The sequence below is a fragment of the Bradyrhizobium sp. AUGA SZCCT0158 genome, from assembly GCF_018130065.1.
GTDB lineage: Bacteria > Pseudomonadota > Alphaproteobacteria > Rhizobiales > Xanthobacteraceae > Bradyrhizobium.
Map to the genome: position 1 here is coordinate 52,025 of NZ_JAFCME010000018.1, position 18,970 is coordinate 70,994.

Consider the following 18,970-nt stretch of genomic DNA (forward strand, 5'->3'; position numbering starts at 1 on the left):
AATACGCTGTTTCCGCGGCGTCAGCCGTCTCGGGAACCGTGGCAGGATCGGTCATGCAACTTGCCTTCGTGAGCAGCGTCGGTGCCGTAAGCGGACACCTTAACCCCGTTCAGAACGGCAAATGTATGGTGGCGCGGGTTTTCCGGCCCAAACGGTGGGGACGCGGCCGTTCCGGCCTCGCAACAAATCCTGAAATCCGGACCGAAGACCGAAAGCGGCCTCACGACGCCGTCATCGTCTCCTTCACCTTCGCGACCAGTGCACTGAGCGCAAACGGCTTGGCGAGGAAGGCGAACTGCTCGTTTTCCGGCAGGCTCTTGTCGAACGCCTCTTCGGCATAGCCGGAGACGAAGATGATCTTGAGGTTGGGATTGCGCTGCCGCATTTCCTTGAGCAGCGTCGGGCCGTCCATTTCCGGCATCACCACGTCGGAGACGACGAGATCGACCGCGCCGTTCTTCTCTTCCAGCGCTTCCATCGCCTCGATGCCGTTGGCGGCCTCGATCACGCTGTAGCCGCGCGAACGAAGACCGCGCGCGTTGAGCGAGCGCAGGCCGTCCTCGTCTTCCACCAGCAGGATGGTGCCCTGCCCGGTGAGATCGGCCTGCGGCTTCGGCGGCTCGGCGGCGGCTTCCTTGGCGGCGCCATTGGTGACCTGCGGTTCGGGTGCGGCTTCCAGTTCCGGACGGTGCCGCGGCAGGAAGATGCGGAACGTGGTGCCCTCCCCCGCTTTCGAATCCACGTAAACAAAGCCGCCGGTCTGCTTGACGATGCCGTAGACGGTCGACAGCCCGAGGCCGGTGCCCTTGCCGACCTCCTTGGTGGAGAAGAACGGCTCGAAGATTTTGTCGACGATCTCGGCGGGGATGCCGGTGCCGGTATCGGCGACGTCGATCCGCACGTAGTCCGCAGCCGGCATGCCCTTATAGGACAACAGCGCGGCTTCATCCGTCGTGACGTTGCTGGTCTTGACCGTCAGCTTGCCGCCATCGGCCATCGCGTCGCGGGCGTTGACGGCGAGATTGACGATCACCTGCTCGAATTGCGAGACGTCGACCTTCACCGGCCAGAGATCACGGCCGTGCACGAGGTCGAGCTTGACCTTCTCGCCGATCAGGCGGCGCAGCAGCATGGTGAGGTCGCTCAATGCGTCGCCGAGATCGAGCACCTGCGGGCGCAGGGTCTGGCGGCGCGAGAACGCGAGCAGCTGCCGCACCAGCGTCGCCGCGCGGGTGGCATTCTGCTTGATCTGCATGATGTCCTGGAACGACGGGTCGGTCGGCTTGTGCGCGTTCAGCAGGAAGTCGTTGGCCATCATGATGGCCGAGAGCACGTTGTTGAAATCGTGCGCGATGCCGCCGGCAAGCTGGCCGACCATGTCCATCTTCTGCGACTGGTTGATCTGGTTCTCGAGCGTGCGCCGCTCGGTGGTTTCCAGCATGTAGACGATGGCGGCTTCGGTTTCGCGCTCGTCCTCCTCGACCGCGGTGACGAAATATTGCGCCCAGCGCTCCTTGGCACCGTCGAGCATGGCTTCCACCGGCGCGATGTCGCCCTGCCCTTCGGCGGCCTGGTTGATCGCCGCGATCAGCAGGCTGCGGTCGCGGGCGTTCACGCTGCGGAAGATCGATTTGTTGGCGGCACCGTCCGCGCCCAGGCTTTGCGCCAGCTTGGCGAAGCGGGCATTGGCGCGCACCACCGCGCCGGCGCGGTCAACGGTCGCGATCGCCATCGGCGTATGGTCGAAGAACCGCATGAAGCGCACTTCGGCGGCGCGCTCGGGGTCGGAATGCTCGTCGCGCGCGCGGCTGATCACCAGCGTCCGCGACGCGCCGGGCACGCCGTCGGCGCCGAACGCCAGCTTGTGATAGAGTCGCACCGGCATGGTCCTGCCGCTGCGCATGCGCAGATCGATGTCGAGCACTTCGGTTTTGACTTCGCCCGGCACCGCCACGATCGAGGTCAGCAGCGACGCACCGTCGCCCGATACGATATCGGTCAGCTTCAGGCCGCCCGATCCGATCTCGGCAAGGTCGTGATCGAGCCAGCCCGCCAGCGTCGCATTGACATAGACGACCTCGCCCGAAGGACTGACCGAGAAGAAGCCGCAAGGCGCGTGATCGAGATATTCGATCGCGTGCTGCAATTCCTTGAAGACGTCCTCCTGGCGTTCGCGATCCCGCGTGATGTCGGCGATCGACCACACCGAATATTTCGCCTCACGCTTGCTGGCGCCGAGGGGACGCACCCGCATTCGCAGCCAGCGGCCATGGGCGCCGTCGGTTCCCGCGATCCGGACTTCCTCCTGCTGCCGCTTGCCTTCGCGCGCCGCCTTGAGCAGGCGGAACACCGCCTCCGAGACATCGGGATTGCCGATGAAGACGCGCTCGATCGGGCGCACCTCCTGGGCGGTCGCGGCCCCGGTCAGCGCCAGATAGGCGGCGTTGGAATAGACGACGTGGCCGCGCGAATCGGTGACCGCGAGCCCGTCATGGGCATGGTCGGCGATCCGTCCCATCACCGGATCGTCGGTAGAGCGGTCGGTGAAGCGGATGATTCCAGCGGCAAAGGCGAACAGATTGAACAGGCCGACCATGGCCAGCAGCGCCAGCACGCCGAGGATATAGGGCTGGGCCTGGGCGCGGCCGATGGTCATCAGCACGACCGCGATCGCGACGATGCCGGCGGCGACCAGCAGCACCAGCACGATGCTGCCGCTACGCCGCGCCGGCTCATGGGCCGCGAAGGGCTCGGGGGACGGATGGCTGTCGGTTTCGGCGGTCATATCAGGGGACGCAAGCCCGTCGGCATGGGATGGCGCGCTGATCTGCGCGCCCTTGAGTGCCTGAATCGGACCGGCAAGCGCAAGTCCATCAGGCGGCTAATTGGCATCAATAGCGGTTTCAAGCGAAATGGGCACCGGTTCGAGTGAAGAAAACACGTAAAAAATTATCGTCCAAGGCCTTATCCAACGCATTTCAAGGCAAGTTCCGACCCCCGTCAGTTGCGCCGGCCGGCAGCGTCGCGCTTCAACCCCATGACGAAGCCGATGATTTCGGCAACCGCATGATAGTGCTCGACCGGGATCTCCTCGTCGACATCGACGGTCGCATAGAGCGCGCGCGCCAGCGGCACGTTCTCCACGATCGGAATGTCGTGTTTCTTGGCGATCTCCCTGATCTTGAACGCGATATTGTCGACGCCCTTGGCGACGCAGACCGGCGCCGACATGCCGCGGTCGTAGGACAGCGCCACCGAATAGTGGGTCGGGTTGGTGATGATGACGCTGGCCTTGGGCACATCGGTCATCATCCGCTTCTTCATGTTGGCCTGGCGCAACTGCCGGATCTTGGCCTTGATGTGGGGGTCGCCTTCGGACTGTTTGAACTCGTCCTTGATCTCCTGCAGCGACATCTTCTGCCGCTCGAACCACTGCCGGTACTGGAAGAAGTAATCCGCGATCGCCACGGCGGCCAGCATCGCCACCACCGCGCCCATCAGATGCAGCGTCAGACTGGTGGTGACGCCCATGATCGCCGTCGGGTCGAAGGCCAGGAACGACTCCAGCCGGTGGCGCTCCGGCCACAGCACCGCCATCATGACGGCGCCGAGCGCGACCAGCTTGAACACGCCCTTGAGGAAGTTCGCCAGCGCCTGCTTGCCGAAGATGCGCTTGAAGCCGGCGCCAGGCGACACCTTGCTGAATTTGGGCGTGAGCGATTCCGACGACCACACCAGCCGGTGCTGGATCACGTTGCCGGCGATGGCCGATATCATCAGCATCAGCAGCGGCACACCGATCGCCGCCAGCACGGCAATGCCGAGCGTATTGCCGAGTTGCAGCAACGCCGAGCCGTCGGCGCGCAGCGTACCGGCATTGGCGATCAAATTGCGCAGCGGCATCAGGATGCCGCCGCCGATCGAGCCCGAGAAGGTCGACAGCACAAGCGTCGCGCCCGCGATCACGAACCAGGTGTTGACCTCCTGGCTCTTGGCAACGTCGCCCTTCGCATGCGCGTCGTCGAGACGCTTTTGCGTAGGGTCTTCTGTTTTATCGTCGCTATCGTCGGCCATCGCGGCGCCTTGGCTTTTTTATTTGAGCATGATCTCTTCGGAAAAAGGGTTCCCACTTTTCCGGATCATGCTCTATCTAAGCGGTGTGAGCTCGTGCATGACGCCGGTGAAGTAGTTCAGATAGGTCCCCATCATCGCCGTGAGGACGGCGGCGAAGATCAGGAAGCCGATCAGGATCGAGAGCGGCACGCCGACGAAATAGACCTGCATCGCCGGCATCAGCCGCGCCAGAATCCCGAGCCCCATGTTGAAGACGATGCCGAACACCAAAAACGGCGCCGACAATTGCAGGCCGATCTTGAAGGCGGCAGTGAAAGCGCGGGTCGCAAGCGCCGCGACATCGCCGGTCGGCATCGTCTCGCCCGGCGAGAAGATCCGGTAGCTCTCGTTGAGCGCCGCGATCACCAGATGATGGCTGTCGGTGGCGAACAACAGCGTCATGCCGAGGATGGTGAGGAAGTTGCCGATCAGAAGGCCCTGCTGGCCCTGGGTCGGATCGACGGCAGTGACGAAGCCGAGGCCGAGCTGCTGGGCGATCACTGAGCCTGCGACCGCCAGCGCCGACAGCGTCACCCGCGCGGTGGCGCCGAGCACCACGCCGATGACGATCTCGTGCACCATCAGAACGCCCATCGCACTCATCGAAGTCAAATCGACCTGATAGGCGGCGCGGTGCAGCGGCAGGATGATCAGCGTCAGCAACAGCGCGATCGCGAGCTTGATCCGGACCGGGATGTTGCTCTCGCCGAATCCCGGCAACAGCATCACCATCGCCCCCACGCGGGCGAACACCAGCATGAAAGTGGCGGCCAGGGCCGGCAGCATGGAGACATCGATGCGCATGGTCTACGCACAGTGCATCATCCGCCTATGATTCGCGACGATATCCGCATCATGTAGCCTTGCATCGAATCCGCCATGAACGGCAGCGCCAGCAATAACGTCACGAAGATCGCGATGATCTTCGGCACGAAGATCAGCGTCTGTTCCTGGATCTGCGTCAGCGCCTGGAACAGCGACACCACGACGCCGACCACGAGGCCGACCACCATCAAGGGCGACGACACCACCACGATGGTCCAGATCGCATCACGCGCCACGTCGAGGGTTTCAGCACCGGTCATTTTGATTCTCTCGGTTTATTTCCGCCATTTCGAGGCGGGCGAATGGCGAGTGGCGAATAGCGAATGGATTTCAGCCCTATTCGCCATTCCCTATTCGCCTCTATCAGATCGGCATCTTCATGATGTCTTCGTAAGACTGGATCACCCGGTCGCGCACCGACACCAGCGTCGAGACCGCGACGTCGGTCTCGGCCACCGCCGTCACCACGTCCATGACGTTGGCCTTGCCGGAAGTCATCGCGATGGTCTGGGCGTCCGATTTCTTGCCGGCTTCCATCACGCTGCCGACGGCATCCTTGAGCAGCGCGCCGAAGGACGGGCCGCCCGATTTCTGGCCGCCCTTCTCGGCGCCGCCGGTCTCCATGATGCGCGAAAGCGCGGCGTAGGCGTTTGCTGCTACTGTCGGTGAAGCCATGGTTTAGGATTCCTGTTTCAGGCCTTGAGGATGTCGAGCGTGCGTTGGATCATCCGGCGCGTGGCGCTGATGATGTTGAGGTTGGCTTCATAGGACCGCTGGGCTTCGCGCATGTCGGTCATTTCGACCAGCGGGTTGACGTTGGGATATTTGACGTTGCCGGCGGCGTCCGCCGCCGGGTTGCTCGGCTCGTGCTTGATGCGGAACGCCGACTGGTCGGCGCGCACCTTGCCGAGCGTCACCACTTTCGCATCGATCGTACGGTCGAGCGCCGAGGAGAAGGTTGGCACCTTGCGGCGATAGGGATCGCCGGCGGACGTCGGCGCGGTGGAATCCACGTTCGCGATGTTTTCCGAGATCACCCGCATCCGCCCGGCCTGCGCGCGCAGGCCCGAGGTCGCGATGCTCATCGAGCGGGCGAAGTCGCTTCCACCTTCATTTGCCATGATCCGGCTCCCCTAAATGCGGCGCGTCAGCGCTTTCCGATGGCGGTTTTGAGAAGTCCGAGGCTGCGGCTGTAGAGCGAGGTGGCCGCCGCATAGTCCATCTGGTTGGCGGAGACCCGCATCATCTGATCTTCCAGATTGACGGCGTTGCCGGCGGGCCGGGTCAGGAACCCGCTCTTGCCGCCATCGCCGTCGAAGGTCTGCCCGCCGCCGGACGCGCCGATATGGCTCGCGCTGGTGCGCAGCATCGCCATCGATCCGAACGTTCCGCCGACGGTGGCGGCGGAACCCTTGTGGTCGAATTTCGGTTCGACCAGATCGCGCGGCTTGAAGTTCGGGGTGTTGGCGTTGGAAATGTTTTCGGCGAGCACCCGCTGGCGCTCCTGATGCCACTGCATCTTGGTACGCAGCGCCGACAGGTCCGGAAGATCGTTGATGGCCATCGCGAGCGGGTCCTCGTTAACCTCTGGCAGGCGCCGCGAGGTAGGCAGAATTTGCCCGGTGTATGGTTAACGGCTGGTTAAAATCCGCAGTATCAGGCCGTGGACAACGCGCTTGCACGGGGGCCGACGCCCAAAAGAGCGCATTTTCGCCACGAAATCTGCGTTAACCAGCCGCGGCCGACGCGGCCGGGGGCGCTCAGAAGTCGTTTTGGATCAAGCGATTCTTGGTCTATTAATTAATGGGCGGCAGCGTTTGCCGTGGGGAATTAAGGAATTAGGGCTGATCTCGGGCGTGATTCGCCGGTCGACGGATCGCTTCGGAACATGAATCGTTTCGGAAGATGAATCCGGAAGAATCATGTTCAAGTTGGAAGATCAGATCCGCGCACCTCGAAGCAAGCATGTGAGAACGGCCTGAGGCCGGGGACTAGAGAATGCAGACAGCATATTTCATCTTCGCATTCGTCGCCGTGCTGGCGCTGATCGGCGTCGCCGCATGGCTGGTGCGCCGCTTCGCCACCAACCGCCTCGGCGCCAACACCAATCGCGGGCGGATGCCGCGGCTGGCCGTGATCGACGCCGCCGCCGTGGACGGCCGCCGCCGCCTCGTGCTGGTCCGGCGCGACAACGTCGAACATCTCCTGATGATCGGCGGCCCCAGCGACATCGTGGTGGAACCCAATATCGTCCGCGCGATGCCGGGCCGTGACCAGATGGCGCCGCGGCCTGCGGTCACCGGCGAGCAGCCGCCACGTATCGCCCCGCTGCCGGATGCCGGCTGGAACGACGAGAGCGCGCGCGACCCGTTCGATCACGCCGAACCGCAGATGTCCGAGCCGCCGCCGCGCCCGGCACGCCCCGCTTTCGCCGACGAACTCCGCCGCCCGGCTATGGCCGAGCGCCGCACCGATCCGCTGGCAAGCTTTTCGCCGGAGCCGATGGGCGGCCGGCCGGAACCGCGTCCCGATCCGGTCCCGCAGCGCCCGGCCCGCACCGAATCCATGATGCCGCGGCCGCAGCGCCAGATGGAGCCGCCGAAGGCGCCGCCGCCGGTCCGTGCGCCCGAGCGCGCGGCAGCACCGCCGCCGCCACCCCCGCCGCCTGCGCCTCCGCCGCAGTCCGCCGACCAGAATCTCGCCGAGATGGCGCAGCGGCTCGAAGCTGCCTTGCGCCGGCCCGCCGATGCCCCGATCGCACCGCCGGTCGCGCCCGAGCCGCCGCCTGCCCGCCCTGCGCGCAGCGAGACGCCCGCCCCGCCGCCCCCCGCGCCCGCGCCGCAGAAGAGCGGGTTTGAGAACCTCGAAGACGAGATGGCCTCATTGCTGGGCCGCCCGAAGTCTCCTTCGTGAGATCGGCGAAAGCCCCGCGTAGAGTTTTATTTTTTGTCGCACTGATAGCCGCCGGATCGCTCGCCGATCCGGTGCTGGCGCAGGACATCAGCATCAATCTCGGCCAGGGCGGTGGCGGCGTCACCGAACGCGCGATCCAGCTGATCGCGCTGCTGACGATCCTCTCGATCGCGCCGTCGATCCTGATCATGATGACGTCGTTCACCCGGATCGTGGTGGTGCTGTCGCTGCTGCGCACCGCTTTGGGCACCGCGACCGCCCCGCCGAACTCCGTGATCATTGCGCTCGCAATGTTCCTGACCGCGTTCGTGATGGGGCCGGTGCTGCAAAAATCCTATGACGACGGCATCAAGCCTTTGGTCGCCAATCAAATCGGCGTCGAGGACGCGCTGCAACGAGCGTCCGTGCCGCTGCGCGGCTTCATGCTGAAGAACGTCCGCGAGAAGGACCTCAAGCTGTTTCTGGACATGTCGCGCGAGCCGCCGCCGGCGCAGCCGGAAGAGATGTCGCTGCGGATTCTGGTGCCGGCCTTCATGATTTCCGAGCTGAAGCGCGCCTTCGAGATCGGCTTCCTCCTGTTCCTGCCCTTCCTGATCATCGATCTCGTGGTGGCGTCGGTTCTGATGTCGATGGGCATGATGATGCTGCCGCCGGTCGTGGTGTCACTCCCGTTCAAACTGATCTTCTTCGTGCTGGTCGACGGCTGGTCGCTGGTGGCGGGAAGCCTGGTGCAGAGTTACGGGACGTAGCTGATCTGATCCGCGCCGATATCACGGGCGGTCGGATAAGCCGTCGCACCGGCCTTCTCGACGACAGCCGTCGTGATCATGCTGATGCCGTTGTCCGCGACCACGTCTTTGGTCCGCAATTCCACCGCGAAAAGCGCGGTGCCGATGACCGCGACCACAACAGCGATCGCGACCGGAACTAGCGCTCGGTGTGTATTCCTGGGATGCATAAAAATTAGTCCGTCTCTCGCGCTATTTGGCTGCTTGGGAAGCTACGATTTGGGATGAAAACGGTTTCAAACAAGGAGCTCACGGATGACAAGTGCGCGACTGGTAAATGCCAGCGATCTCGGCGCCTTGCTGGCACTGTTTGCCGATTGCGACGTCAGCCGGAGTGCGGAACCGGAGCGAGCTAGAATAATTTGGGCGCAGATCCTCGCCCGCGAAGGAGTAATGATCTTTGTATCGGACGAAAGCAGTAGAATCGTTTCAACCTGCACGCTGATCACCACGCCCAACCTGCTGCGCGGCGGTCGTCAGCATGGCATTCTCGAGAACGTCGCCACCCATCCCGACTTCCAGGGACGCGGCCACGGCCGCGCGGTGATCGCGGCGGCGCTGGCCGAGGCGTGGAAGCAGGATTGCTATCAGGTATTGATGCAAAGCGGCCGGGCCGATCCGCGCGTGCACCGCTTCTACGAGGCTTGCGGTTTTGTCCCCGGACTTCGCACCGCCTACGCTGCGCGCAATCCTGCGAAATAAGAAAGGCGCCAATCTCCTCGCGGTCTACTCACTCCTTAAAATCATACTGCTTGCAGAGGTGATCGCCGATCTGCACCACCATCGCGACGCATTCGGGATAGCCCGGCTTGTCGATCGTCGCCTGTTCGGCACTTACGCGAAACTCCCAGGAGTCGCCGTCGCGGAGCACCGAGATCACCATTCCATCGGGGCAATCGGCATGGACCTTCAACTCGGCCCTTGCCATCGCAATGAGTTCGGCTTCGGTCTTGGCAGGCTTGCTCATGGCGATAGTTCCCCCGGTGGCGTCTTTGATGTTGTGCGCAGGTTGCCGGTTCGGAAGCCGTCTGTCGAGGGGACGAGAGCACGGCGCGATACCTTGCCGCGCCGGGGCGCTATTTCGGGATGTGCTTGGTGAATATCCTGACGACATAGCCCTTCACGGCCGGCGCCGCGTCGAACATGTCGGAGGCGATGCGTTCGACGGCATCTCGCAGCGCCAAAAACTGCGCCTGTCTTGCCAGGCTCTCGGTTCCCTTGACACCAGCGAGCTCGTCCATGGCGGCGTCACTGATCTGGCATTCGATCGGCTCGTCCCCATTCTGCATGGTGAACTTGAACGCCAATCGTTCGTTGTCGTGTCCTACAATTCGGCCCCGGGTCAGCGGCATCGAACGACAAACTTCCATACGGCTTGATGTGTGGATTTCGCTTAACCGACGAAACACTGAAGCGCAAACCCCGCCGGGGGTTGCTTGACCTACTATTTTGTCGCTTCGGCGCTTTTGTGTCCTGATATCGCGGGCAACGCCCCGGTGTGGACCGGCTCGCCCCTGGCCATTTCGGGCGAAATCGGCGCGCGCGCGGTGGCGTCGGGGAAGCGGACCTTCATTTCCCGGATAAAGCCATCGAGCGTGTCGACACCTGCCGCCATCTTGGCGATCGCGGCAAATTCGGTGCTTGAGCCGGCGGCCGGCTTGCTGGCGAGATCAAACGCCATCCGGTCGGTATCGCCCAGCATCAGCGGCGCATATTTCTCGCGGAAGCGCGACAGTCCGATGGCGTCCTCGGCGAGCGCATAGCCGACGACGGCGCGGATCACATCGCCCTTCTCCACCGCGTTCAGCGGTTTGAAGTCGCGCCAGCGATCGGCATAGTACAGTTCGATCTGTTCGGAGGCCTCGCGCCACTGCCGTGACGCCCAGTAGATGTCGGAACGCAGGCGGATCGCCTCGCGTCCGGTGATGTTGGAGATGATGTCGAGCGCAAGATCATGGCGTCCGACGTCGCTTTGCGCCCGCGCCTCCAGCAACAGGCGCTGCTGGCGCAACTCACCCGAGAGATCGGCAATGCGCGTGGTGCGCAGCGCCGCGACCGCGCGATCCGGCTTGCGGTTGGTCAGGTAGACCATGGCAAGGCGCGCCGCCACCTGCGCGCGCGCGGCGCCCTCCAGCCGTTTGTCGATCTGATACTGCAGCAGCTCGGCGGCCTGATCGAGCAGGTCGACCGCCACCAGGCGGTCCGCCAGGCGGCGGATCATCTCGTCGCCGCGGCGTCCGATCGGCGTCAGTTCGCGATATTCGTAGAACATGCCGAGCGCATCGATCGGCTTCATGTCCTCGCCCTTGGGGCTGAGAAAGAGCTGCGCAAACAGCGCGGACGCGGCGTCCTGGCCCTGCCGCGCCAGCTCGGAATTCGGCTGCAGCCGGGTCGCGGTCTTGGCCGCCGCGAGCGATTCCTCGTAGTGGCCCTCATCGGCATATAGCTGCGACAACACCGCAAGGGTCTTCAACTCGATCGCGTCGCCACGCCAGATCGCCGACAGCGTTTCCAGTTCGCGCAGCACCTCGGCTTGCCCGAGCTGGCCGCGCCGCTGGCGGAGCAAGACCTCCAGCAACCTGGCTTCGGCAGCAGCAGGCCGATCGGACGAATTGGCGGCGAACCGGTAAGCGTCGAGCGCGTCCTTGTCGTGGCCGAGCGCCTCGGCCAGCCGTCCGCGCAACACCGCGATTTCCGGCTTCATTTCCTTGGGTACGCCGACCACCTCGAGCTCGCTGCGGCGGCGCGAGGCCCCGGCGTAATCCTTCACTTCAAGCGCCGCGCGCATCGCATCCACGGTCAAGATACGCTGCATCTCGGGCGGCAAGGCGGCGATCGAAAATTCGGCGTTCTTGAACTTCTCGCGGGCGTCAGCCCATTTACCCTGGCGTGCAAAGGCGAGCGCCTTCCACAATTGGGAATCATAGCCGTTGCCGATCACCGGACTGGCCAGGCCCTTCAGCCCCCGCTCGGGATGGCCGATCAGGATGCTGGCAACCGCATTGACCATGACGACGGCAGCGTCTTCGCTTCCAGCCTTGGATTCGGAGAGGATGAGATTGGTTACTCCCCTCGCTTCCTGAAACATCCCCCGCGCCATGTAGAAATTGGCAAGGTCGAGCCGGGCCTGCGCCAGCCCGTCATCGCCGGCCACGGCCACCGCCTTGATCAGCGCATCGAGCCGGCCCAGAAAATTCTCCTCGCGGTTCTTGCGCCATTCCTTGGCGTCAAACAACGGCCGCACCGCCGCGGTGGCGCGTTCGGCAGAGACGTCGGCCGACGACAGCGTCAGCCCGCCCGGCCGGCCGAGCATCACCTTGTCGGATCCGACCTCGGCGGTGATGTCGTCGGAATTGGGATGAACCACGACGCCGTGGACGGATTCCAGCAGCGACAGCTCGACGAAGTCCTGCCGCTTGATGAAGCCGCGGGTCGGCGGCGGCGCGGTGACCACCAGCAGCGTGTCGCCGGCGTCGGGGTCGACCAGCCGATGCATGAGGCCGGGGTTCGCCAGCGGCACGGTGACGTTGGCCAGCGCCGGATCGGTGATGTTGCGCAACACCTGCAGCGGCAATGGTGGCGCCTGCACACGATCGGCAAATGTCAGCGTCCAGGCCATGCCGTTGGCGCGGCCATCGCTTTCAAGCGACGGCATCTGCGGCCGGTTGAGACGAATGCGGATGGCCTGGCCTTTTTCCAGCGGCATTTGGCTGACGTCGCCGATGATGGCGCCGCCCTTGGCGCGGATCTGCTCGACATCGATCGGCCCGGTCTGGTCGAACACCAGCCACACCGTGTCGGCGCGGCGGAACATGGCCGCCGGCGTCGGCACGGCAAAGGAAAACATCACGCGCAGGCCGTCGCTGTCCCGCCTCGCCTCGACGGAAGCCGCCGGTGGTTCGGTTTTCTTCGGTGCCTCAACGGCAGAAGCGGCCTTCTTCGGCGCTGCGGGTTTTGGCGTCTCGATCGCGGCGGCGGGCTTTGCTTCCGAAGCCGCCGCTGCCTTCGGCGTCTCCACCGGGGTCATCTTCTCAGCTGCAAGCTCCGCCTTCTGAGGCACAGCCGGCAACTTTTCTACGGCGGGTGCGGGCACGGCAACCTGCGGCGCCGGCTTCTCCGCTACAGGCGCGGGCTGCTCGACGACTGGCACCATCTTCTCGGACGCGCGCGGCGCTGTCTCAGCGGCTGGCGGCGCTTTTTCAATTGCGGGCGGCGCCTCCTGCGGCTCGCCGGGCCTGATCTCGATTTTGGCCTGCTCGGCGATCGCCTCGGACGTCACCGGCGGCAGCTGCGGCGGATGCTGCGGCGGGATCGAGTCGCTGAGCGGCTTGCTGTGGGCGCCCGCTTGGGCAGCGGCGATCTGCGCCGATATCCCCGACCTCGCCGCCGGGCCATGCACGACAGCCGGGGGCGCGACCGCCGGGGCTTGCGCCTGTTCCGCCGCTGGCTTGTCGGCCTGCTGGAAGGCGACGTCGATGACGTAGTTCTTCTCTTCGCGGAAGGAATGCACGTCGACTTCGCCGATCAGCACGATATCGACCGCAGAGGAATCGCCATCGGTCCGCTGCGTGATCGAGGCGATGTTCGGCGGCGCCGCCACCTTGGCGTCGGCCAGATCGAACGCCAGCACGCCGTTGAACTGCAGCGTCAGCTTCTGCTCGTTCAGCACCGAAGAAACGTTGACCCCGTTGGGCATTTCAAAAACGAAGCGGACAAAGGTCGGCTGCACCGAGGCGCGGACGCGCACCGGCGGCTTCTTCTTGGCCGCGGCAACCGCCAGCTGGGCGCGTAGCGCGCGTTCGGCGGCGCGGGCCCGCGCGGCCAGTTCGCGAATGACGTCAGCCGGCAGCGTGGGCGGCGGGCCGGTCCAGCTGTCGGGCAGGAAGTCGACGAAGATCCGCTCGCCGGCGGTCATGGTGTTGATCGTCGCCCGCCGCGCCAGCGACAGCCGGATCGCCGAACCATCAGGATCGCGCCGCGCCGAGCCGACATAATCGGGCACGGCATCGCTCAGCTTGTCGACGGGAATGTCCACCGGACGCTTGAAGCGGATCACGATGATCGAGCCGGCGGTGATGACGTCGGACTCGACGTCCTCGGCAAGCTTCAGCACCAGCCGCGCGTAGCCGCCGGGCGCCGTGAACGTCGCTTCGCCTTTGACGAGGTCCTGTGCCCGGCCGGGCGAAGCCACCGTCAAGCCGGCGAGCACCAGCAAGGTGGCGAGTGGCGAGCGGAGACCAGGAGATCGGTTAAGGGTGACATCAAGGCAGCGCCGGGCCATCCGCGCCAATGCGCAGCCTTGCGACCCAATTCCAGCGGCAGCCCTTTGCCCCATCCAGGATGTCTCTTGGCCTCAACGATTGCAGCAACGAAAGCGCCCTCGCCTTCGCGGCTGAATCTTGAATTGGCCGGCTTAAGGTATTGTTAAATATCCCCGTCAATTGGGCTTTTGCGACAGCATCTTGCCTTCAATTTTCGGCAATTCCGCCGTCGAGGCGGATTTGTCGGGTCCGGCGCGACGCGCCAGTTCCACGGTCAGCCGCTCGGCCGCCTCCGGCTGCATCAGGCCGAGAATGTCGGACATCTTGCGCGGCGCAATCTGGGAAGCGATTTCGTACAGAACGGACATTTCGAGCCGGTCGAAAACCTTGGCGGCGTCCTTTGGCTTCATGCCCTCATACATCGTGATGATGCCCTTGAAGCGCGCGGCATCGGTTTCGGCCTTCTGCCCGGTCGCGGTCGTGATCCGCGCCTCGGTGGCCTTCGCCTCCTCGACCCGCCCCTCGATGCGTTTCTCGGCCGATTTCAGCAGGCTCTCGCGGATCTCGATCTCTCGCGCGCGCTGCTCCAGTTCCTGCCGCCGCGCCTGCAGCCGCTCGAGAATGGCGCGCTCCGACGGCGATACCGACTGCTGGTTGGTTTCAGGAAAGATCACGGTGCCGCTTTGCAGCGGCGGTGGATCCGCGGCAGCGGGGGCCGCCGGCTTTGGCGGCTCCTCCTTCGGCTTGGGCACCGAGCCCGTGATGTCGTCGGACTCAATCTTGGAGGCGATCTTGGAGCCGCCGCCCGGAAAGTTGAACGTGTCCTGCGCCCACGACTTCTTGGTCGGCTGCGGCTGATAGTCGAATACGTATCCCCCGTCGATGACGAGGCCGGCCACCTTCAGCACAGCAAGGCCGAAGACGGCGACCAGCACCACCGGAATGACACGTATGTCGCGAAACGATTTCATGCAGCGAGGCCACTAGCCCTTCGGCGTTCCGAGAATGCTTCTGCAGCGGCAGCGACGGCTCTCGCGGTCGTGACCTTGGGAGCGGCAGGTTCGGGCTCCGACGTCAGCGGCCGCGCCGCAATGGCGATCTTGGAGAGGCGGCGGATGATGCCGTCGCCCTCGGCCAGCATGCCCTTCAGCTGCGTCGACATTTGCGAGGCCGCCGTCAGCTGGCTGCCGAGGTGCTCATTGACGTCGCGAACGGTATGCTTGAGGCCGCCGATCGCACGCTCGGCGATTTCGGTGGCGGTGATCAGTTCGCCGATCGTGGCCTTGAGCGAATGCTCGTCCGCCTTCAGCCGCTTCAGGCGCGAGTTGAGCAGTACGCAGTAGCCGATCGTCACCAGCAGCAGCACCGCCACCAGACTCTCGATTACGATTCCGAGGGAATGACTCATTGTGCCTCCATCAACTTGGTTTGCTCGTCGGCCTTCTCGAACATCGCGAAGGTGGTATTGGGTTTGCGCAGCTGCTTGGTGACGCGGATGGCGACCCGGTCGCCGACCCGGCCCATGCGGCCTTCGGTCAAGACGACGTTGCCGCAGCGGACCGACACCAGTGCGTCCTTTTTCATTTCCAGCGGCAGCGTGTCGCCGACCTTCAGCTTCATCAGCTGCTTGAGCGGCACGTTGGCTTCGTACAGCACGGCGTCGACGGCGATCTCGGCTTGCGCCACTTCCGTTGCGAAATGGCCTTCCCAGATCGGGTCGCGGCCGAACTTTTCGCCCATGAACATCTGCAACAGCACGGGCCGGATCGGCTCGATGGTCGCATAGGGCAGCAGCAGTTCGATATTGCCGCCGCGATCTTCCATGTCGATGCGCAGCCGCACCAGGATCGCGGCGTTGGCAGGCCGGCTGATCGCGGCGAAGCGCGGATTGGTTTCCAGCCGGTCGATCGAGAAGGTCACCGGCGACAGCGGCCGGAACGCCTGCTCGGCATCCGACAGCACGACCTCGACCAGCCGTTTGACCAGATTGGTTTCGATCGTGGTGTAGGGGCGGCCTTCGATGCGCAATGAAGTCTGGCCGCGGCGACCGCCGAGCAGCACGTCGATGATCGAATAGATCAGGCTTGAATCGACGGTCGCGAGGCCGAAGTTTTCCCACTCCTCGGCCTTGAACACGCTGAGCACTGCGGGGAGCGGTATCGAATTCATGTAATCGCCGAACCGCACCGAGGTGATGCGGTCGAGCGAGACTTCGACGTTGTCGGAGGTGAAGTTGCGCAGGCTCGTGGTCATCAGCCGCACCAGGCGGTCGAACACGATTTCGAGCATCGGCAGACGCTCGTAGGACACCATCGCCGAATCGATGATGGCGCGGATGCCGGAATTGTCGTCGAGATTGACGTCGCCGACGGTGAAGCCGAGCAGATTGTCGATCTCTTCCTGCGACAGGACCCGCTCGCCGCCGGCTTTGTTGCCGAAATCGCGGCTGCCGTCCTCGACCATCGCGGCCCATTGCAGGGCCATGCTCTCCGAGAGTTCATTGGCCGCAGCTTCTTCCGCCGCCGCCGCCGGATCCTCGGAATCGAGCGAGGCCTCCCATTGGGCGGCAATTGCGTCCTGGTCGAGGTCTTTATCGTTGGCCATGATTATGAGACCTGCTCTGTCACTGGACCAGGATTTCCTTGAACAGCACCGCACTCACCTGTTGCGGCGCCAGCGCGATATTGACGCGCTTGGTCAGCTCCTCCTTGAGGCGAAACAAACCGGCCGAGCCGTTGATGTCGCTGGGGCGCAGTTCGCGCAGATAGGTCTGGAACAGATCGGTGACGCGCGGCAGCGTCGGCTTGATCGCCTCGAGCTGCTTCTCTTCCTTGACCTCGAGCACGACCTTGACCTTGAGGTATTGCACGCGCTCGCCGGGGGCGCCGACCAGATTGACCATCATGTCCGGCACTTCGACAAAGGACGGCGGCTTCGGCGGCGGCGCCTCGGCATGCTTCTCCTCGCCGTGACCGCGCATCAGGAAGAACCAGCCCGCGCCGGCGCCAAGGATGGCGACGAACCCGACTGCGGCAATGATCAGCTTGAGCTTGCCCTTTTTTGCCGGGGCGACTTCCGCGCCTTCGGCCGCGCCGCCCTCTGCCTCGTTGTCCGCCATTGCCCCGCCCGATCCAATTGGGAACGAACACGGTTGCCACCAGCCGGGCCGGATGAGACCCCAGACGCGATACAAAAGCCGCCAGCGCACACGCGCTCTCTTGAATGCAACGGTAGGGTAATAATGGTTAACGGAACCTTTCCACTGACCCTCAACTAGGAAAAAGTTGCCGGGCAAACATGGTCAACAAGACCTTTCTGCCGTCCGTAATCGCCCCGGCAAAACGCCTAACCCCTTCAAAAACTGTGACTTTCCAAACTGGCACGGCTTTCGCTGAGTACTTGGCGGACCACGGGCTTGGGAGAGCCTGGGCGGTTCGAGAGATCGGCGAGCCCCGCTTGGGAGAGCAGCACGCGGATCGATGAAGGGGAGAACCACCGATGGAGAATACGCTTCTCGTCGGACTATCACGGCAGATGGTGCTGGAGCGGCAGATGGATGTCGTCGCCAACAACGTCGCCAACGTCAACACCAACGGCTTCAAGGCCGACCGGTCGTTGTTCGAGCAATTTCTGCGCTCGCCCGCGCATGAAGACAATTTCCAGCGGCCCGACCGCCAGGTCGCGTTCGTGCAGGACCGCGGCACCTTCAAGGATTTCGCGACCGGTGCCAGCGAGATGACCAAGAACCCGCTCGACGTCGCGATCGACGGCAAGGGTTTCCTGGTCGTGCAGACCCCTGCCGGCGAGCGCTACACCCGCGACGGCAATCTGCAGATCAATAATCAGGGCCAACTCGTCACCCAGAGCGGCTATCCCGTGATGGGAGGCTCCGGCCCGATCGTGTTCCAGCAGACCGACAAGCAGATCACCATCGCCCCCGACGGCAATGTTACCGTCCTCGAGGGCACCAACCGCATCGATTCCGTTCGCGGCAAGCTGCGCATCGTTTCATTCGCGGACGCGCAGAAGCTCGTCAAGGATGGCGGCAATTTGTACTCCGCCGGCCAGGGCCTCGCCCCCCAGGCAGACACCACCTCGCGGGTCAACCAGGGTTACGTCGAGAAATCGAACGTCAATTCGGTGACCGAGATGAGCCGCATGATCGAGATCACGCGCGCCTACACGCAGATCTCGGCCCTGCTGCAGCAGCAGAGCGATCTGCACAAATCCGCAATCGAGAAACTCGCCGAAGTTCCGGCATAACCTGAAAGTTTTGATCGATGCGTGCACTCTACACAGCCTCGACCGGCATGGCGGCACAGGAACTCAACGTTCAGGTGATCTCCAACAACATCGCGAACATGCGCACCACCGGCTACAAGAAGCAGCGCGCCGCGTTTCAGGACCTGATCTACGATCACGTGCGCCGGGTCGGCGCGCAGGCCTCCGATCAGGGCACCATCCTCCCCGTCGGCGTCGACATCGGCGGTGGCGTCAAGACCGTCGGCACGCCGCGCCTGATGAGCCAGGGCACGCTGCTGCCGACCGGCAACGAACTCGACATCGCGGTCCGCGGCGAAGGCTTCTTCAAGATCCAGATGCCTGACGGCACCTACACCTATACCCGCGACGGCTCGTTCCAGATGGATGCGCAGGGCCGCGTCGTGACCTCGCAGGGCAACCCGGTGCAGCCGACCATCACGATCCCTCAGAGCGCGTCGGGCCTCACCATCAACGCCCAGGGTCAGGTGTCGGTATTGCTGCCGGGTTCGACCACGCCATCGACCGTCGGCCAGATCGGCCTGACCCGCTTCATCAACAAGGCCGGCCTCAATCCGATCGGCGACAATTTGTTCACGGACACGCCGGCCTCCGGCCCGCCGCAGGACGGCATCGCCAACACCGACGGTTTCGGCGACATGCAGCAGTCCAATCTCGAACAGGCCAATGTCGAGGTCGTCACCGAAATCTCCGACCTGATCGCGGCGCAGCGCGCCTACGAGATGAACGCCAAGGTGATCAGCGCGGCCGACCAGATGCTGCAGTCCACCTCCAACATGTTCCGCTGAG

Annotated in this window: 20 protein-coding genes; 5 read left to right on the plus strand and 15 right to left on the minus strand. The window is 64.1% G+C overall.

The features are described 5' to 3' along the window. Positions 1-220 precede the first annotated feature (220 nt). The 7 genes from cckA to flgB all read right to left on the minus strand — a co-directional run bounded on the left by cckA (position 221) and on the right by flgB (position 6,502). Positions 221-2,785 (minus strand): cell cycle histidine kinase CckA, encoded by a 2,565-nt coding sequence (gene cckA, locus JQ574_RS24300; RefSeq protein WP_212204371.1) that lies wholly within the window; start codon positions 2,783-2,785, stop codon positions 221-223. Between the two features lie 215 nt (positions 2,786-3,000). Next, positions 3,001-4,074 (minus strand): flagellar biosynthesis protein FlhB, encoded by a 1,074-nt coding sequence (flhB, locus tag JQ574_RS24305; protein WP_212383960.1) that lies wholly within the window; start codon positions 4,072-4,074, stop codon positions 3,001-3,003. Between the two features lie 72 nt (positions 4,075-4,146). After that, complete coding sequence (gene fliR / locus JQ574_RS24310) at positions 4,147-4,917, minus strand: flagellar biosynthetic protein FliR (protein ID WP_212204369.1); 771 nt, start codon at positions 4,915-4,917, stop codon at positions 4,147-4,149. Between the two features lie 17 nt (positions 4,918-4,934). Continuing rightward, positions 4,935-5,198, minus strand: a complete 264-nt coding sequence (gene fliQ, locus JQ574_RS24315) for a flagellar biosynthesis protein FliQ (protein ID WP_212204364.1) — start codon at positions 5,196-5,198, stop codon at positions 4,935-4,937. 103 nt (positions 5,199-5,301) lie between these two features. Further along, positions 5,302-5,613 carry a flagellar hook-basal body complex protein FliE gene (fliE, locus tag JQ574_RS24320; protein WP_212204359.1) on the minus strand — a complete coding sequence of 104 codons (312 nt, stop codon included), beginning with the start codon at positions 5,611-5,613 and terminating at the stop codon, positions 5,302-5,304. A 17-nt stretch (positions 5,614-5,630) separates the two neighbouring features. Continuing rightward, a complete protein-coding gene (gene flgC / locus JQ574_RS24325) occupies positions 5,631-6,059 on the minus strand; it encodes a flagellar basal body rod protein FlgC (RefSeq protein WP_212204351.1) in 429 nt (142 codons plus the stop codon). A gap of 26 nt (positions 6,060-6,085) precedes the next feature. Next, entirely contained in the window at positions 6,086-6,502 is a 417-nt protein-coding gene (gene flgB, locus JQ574_RS24330) for a flagellar basal body rod protein FlgB (protein WP_212204349.1), read from the minus strand. A 434-nt stretch (positions 6,503-6,936) separates the two neighbouring features. Here flgB and JQ574_RS24335 point away from each other — a divergent pair, with 434 nt between their 5' ends. Together JQ574_RS24335 and fliP are read left to right on the plus strand one after the other, a co-directional pair. Then, complete coding sequence (locus JQ574_RS24335) at positions 6,937-7,851, plus strand: flagellar biosynthetic protein FliO (protein WP_212383961.1); 915 nt, start codon at positions 6,937-6,939, stop codon at positions 7,849-7,851. After that, positions 7,848-8,600 (plus strand): flagellar type III secretion system pore protein FliP, encoded by a 753-nt coding sequence (gene fliP / locus JQ574_RS24340; RefSeq protein WP_212204346.1) that lies wholly within the window; start codon positions 7,848-7,850, stop codon positions 8,598-8,600. The genes JQ574_RS24335 and fliP overlap by 4 nt, the downstream gene beginning before the upstream one ends. On the opposite strand, the gene JQ574_RS24345 is transcribed toward fliP, so the two are convergent. Beyond that, positions 8,588-8,758 carry a hypothetical protein gene (locus JQ574_RS24345; protein ID WP_212204341.1) on the minus strand — a complete coding sequence of 57 codons (171 nt, stop codon included), beginning with the start codon at positions 8,756-8,758 and terminating at the stop codon, positions 8,588-8,590. The two genes, fliP and JQ574_RS24345, sit on opposite strands and share 13 nt — an antisense overlap. Before the next feature lie 136 nt (positions 8,759-8,894). On the opposite strand from JQ574_RS24345, the gene JQ574_RS24350 reads away from it, so the two are divergent. Beyond that, the gene (locus tag JQ574_RS24350; protein WP_212204336.1) at positions 8,895-9,341 is read left to right on the plus strand and encodes a GNAT family N-acetyltransferase; all 447 of its coding nucleotides are present in this window, start codon (positions 8,895-8,897) and stop codon (positions 9,339-9,341) included. 28 nt (positions 9,342-9,369) lie between these two features. On the opposite strand, the gene JQ574_RS24355 is transcribed toward JQ574_RS24350, so the two are convergent. From JQ574_RS24355 to fliL, 7 genes are all read right to left on the minus strand, one after another. Next, the gene (locus JQ574_RS24355; RefSeq protein WP_212204334.1) at positions 9,370-9,606 is read right to left on the minus strand and encodes a hypothetical protein; all 237 of its coding nucleotides are present in this window, start codon (positions 9,604-9,606) and stop codon (positions 9,370-9,372) included. A gap of 109 nt (positions 9,607-9,715) precedes the next feature. Further along, on the minus strand, positions 9,716-10,009 hold the full coding sequence (locus JQ574_RS24360; RefSeq protein ID WP_312010928.1) for a DUF1488 family protein: 294 nt from the start codon (positions 10,007-10,009) through the stop codon (positions 9,716-9,718). Positions 10,010-10,083: 74 nt separating this feature from the next. Beyond that, complete coding sequence (locus JQ574_RS24365) at positions 10,084-13,974, minus strand: tetratricopeptide repeat protein (protein ID WP_212204332.1); 3,891 nt, start codon at positions 13,972-13,974, stop codon at positions 10,084-10,086. Positions 13,975-14,076: 102 nt separating this feature from the next. Beyond that, positions 14,077-14,871: a MotE family protein gene (locus JQ574_RS24370; RefSeq protein ID WP_212204330.1), complete on the minus strand. Its 795-nt coding sequence runs from the start codon at positions 14,869-14,871 to the stop codon at positions 14,077-14,079. Beyond that, the gene (locus JQ574_RS24375; RefSeq protein ID WP_212204328.1) at positions 14,868-15,308 is read right to left on the minus strand and encodes a DUF6468 domain-containing protein; all 441 of its coding nucleotides are present in this window, start codon (positions 15,306-15,308) and stop codon (positions 14,868-14,870) included. Before JQ574_RS24375 ends, JQ574_RS24370 begins: the two co-directional genes overlap by 4 nt. Then, on the minus strand, positions 15,305-16,504 hold the full coding sequence (fliM, locus tag JQ574_RS24380) for a flagellar motor switch protein FliM (protein WP_212204326.1): 1,200 nt from the start codon (positions 16,502-16,504) through the stop codon (positions 15,305-15,307). Before fliM ends, JQ574_RS24375 begins: the two co-directional genes overlap by 4 nt. Positions 16,505-16,523: 19 nt before the next feature. Then, complete coding sequence (fliL, locus tag JQ574_RS24385) at positions 16,524-17,018, minus strand: flagellar basal body-associated protein FliL (RefSeq protein WP_212295769.1); 495 nt, start codon at positions 17,016-17,018, stop codon at positions 16,524-16,526. Between the two features lie 380 nt (positions 17,019-17,398). On the opposite strand from fliL, the gene flgF reads away from it, so the two are divergent. After that, the gene (flgF, locus tag JQ574_RS24390) at positions 17,399-18,163 is read left to right on the plus strand and encodes a flagellar basal-body rod protein FlgF (protein ID WP_212204320.1); all 765 of its coding nucleotides are present in this window, start codon (positions 17,399-17,401) and stop codon (positions 18,161-18,163) included. Between the two features lie 17 nt (positions 18,164-18,180). Then, positions 18,181-18,969, plus strand: coding sequence for a flagellar basal-body rod protein FlgG (gene flgG / locus JQ574_RS24395; protein ID WP_192740248.1), 789 nt, complete (start codon positions 18,181-18,183; stop codon positions 18,967-18,969). Position 18,970: the final 1 nt, after the last annotated feature.

Coding starts and splice junctions, on each gene's coding strand:
- cckA (WP_212204371.1), bottom strand. CDS start 2,785: ATGACCGCCGAAACCGACAGCCATCCGTCCCCCGAGCCCTTCGCGGCC.
- flhB (WP_212383960.1), bottom strand. CDS start 4,074: ATGGCCGACGATAGCGACGATAAAACAGAAGACCCTACGCAAAAGCGT.
- fliR (WP_212204369.1), bottom strand. CDS start 4,917: ATGCGCATCGATGTCTCCATGCTGCCGGCCCTGGCCGCCACTTTCATG.
- fliQ (WP_212204364.1), bottom strand. CDS start 5,198: ATGACCGGTGCTGAAACCCTCGACGTGGCGCGTGATGCGATCTGGACC.
- fliE (WP_212204359.1), bottom strand. CDS start 5,613: ATGGCTTCACCGACAGTAGCAGCAAACGCCTACGCCGCGCTTTCGCGC.
- flgC (WP_212204351.1), bottom strand. CDS start 6,059: ATGGCAAATGAAGGTGGAAGCGACTTCGCCCGCTCGATGAGCATCGCG.
- flgB (WP_212204349.1), bottom strand. CDS start 6,502: ATGGCCATCAACGATCTTCCGGACCTGTCGGCGCTGCGTACCAAGATG.
- JQ574_RS24335 (WP_212383961.1), top strand. CDS start 6,937: ATGCAGACAGCATATTTCATCTTCGCATTCGTCGCCGTGCTGGCGCTG.
- JQ574_RS24350 (WP_212204336.1), top strand. CDS start 8,895: ATGACAAGTGCGCGACTGGTAAATGCCAGCGATCTCGGCGCCTTGCTG.
- JQ574_RS24355 (WP_212204334.1), bottom strand. CDS start 9,606: ATGAGCAAGCCTGCCAAGACCGAAGCCGAACTCATTGCGATGGCAAGG.
- JQ574_RS24360 (WP_312010928.1), bottom strand. CDS start 10,009: ATGGAAGTTTGTCGTTCGATGCCGCTGACCCGGGGCCGAATTGTAGGA.
- JQ574_RS24365 (WP_212204332.1), bottom strand. CDS start 13,974: ATGGGGCAAAGGGCTGCCGCTGGAATTGGGTCGCAAGGCTGCGCATTG.
- JQ574_RS24370 (WP_212204330.1), bottom strand. CDS start 14,871: ATGAAATCGTTTCGCGACATACGTGTCATTCCGGTGGTGCTGGTCGCC.
- JQ574_RS24375 (WP_212204328.1), bottom strand. CDS start 15,308: ATGAGTCATTCCCTCGGAATCGTAATCGAGAGTCTGGTGGCGGTGCTG.
- fliM (WP_212204326.1), bottom strand. CDS start 16,504: ATGGCCAACGATAAAGACCTCGACCAGGACGCAATTGCCGCCCAATGG.
- fliL (WP_212295769.1), bottom strand. CDS start 17,018: ATGGCGGACAACGAGGCAGAGGGCGGCGCGGCCGAAGGCGCGGAAGTC.
- flgF (WP_212204320.1), top strand. CDS start 17,399: ATGGAGAATACGCTTCTCGTCGGACTATCACGGCAGATGGTGCTGGAG.
- flgG (WP_192740248.1), top strand. CDS start 18,181: ATGCGTGCACTCTACACAGCCTCGACCGGCATGGCGGCACAGGAACTC.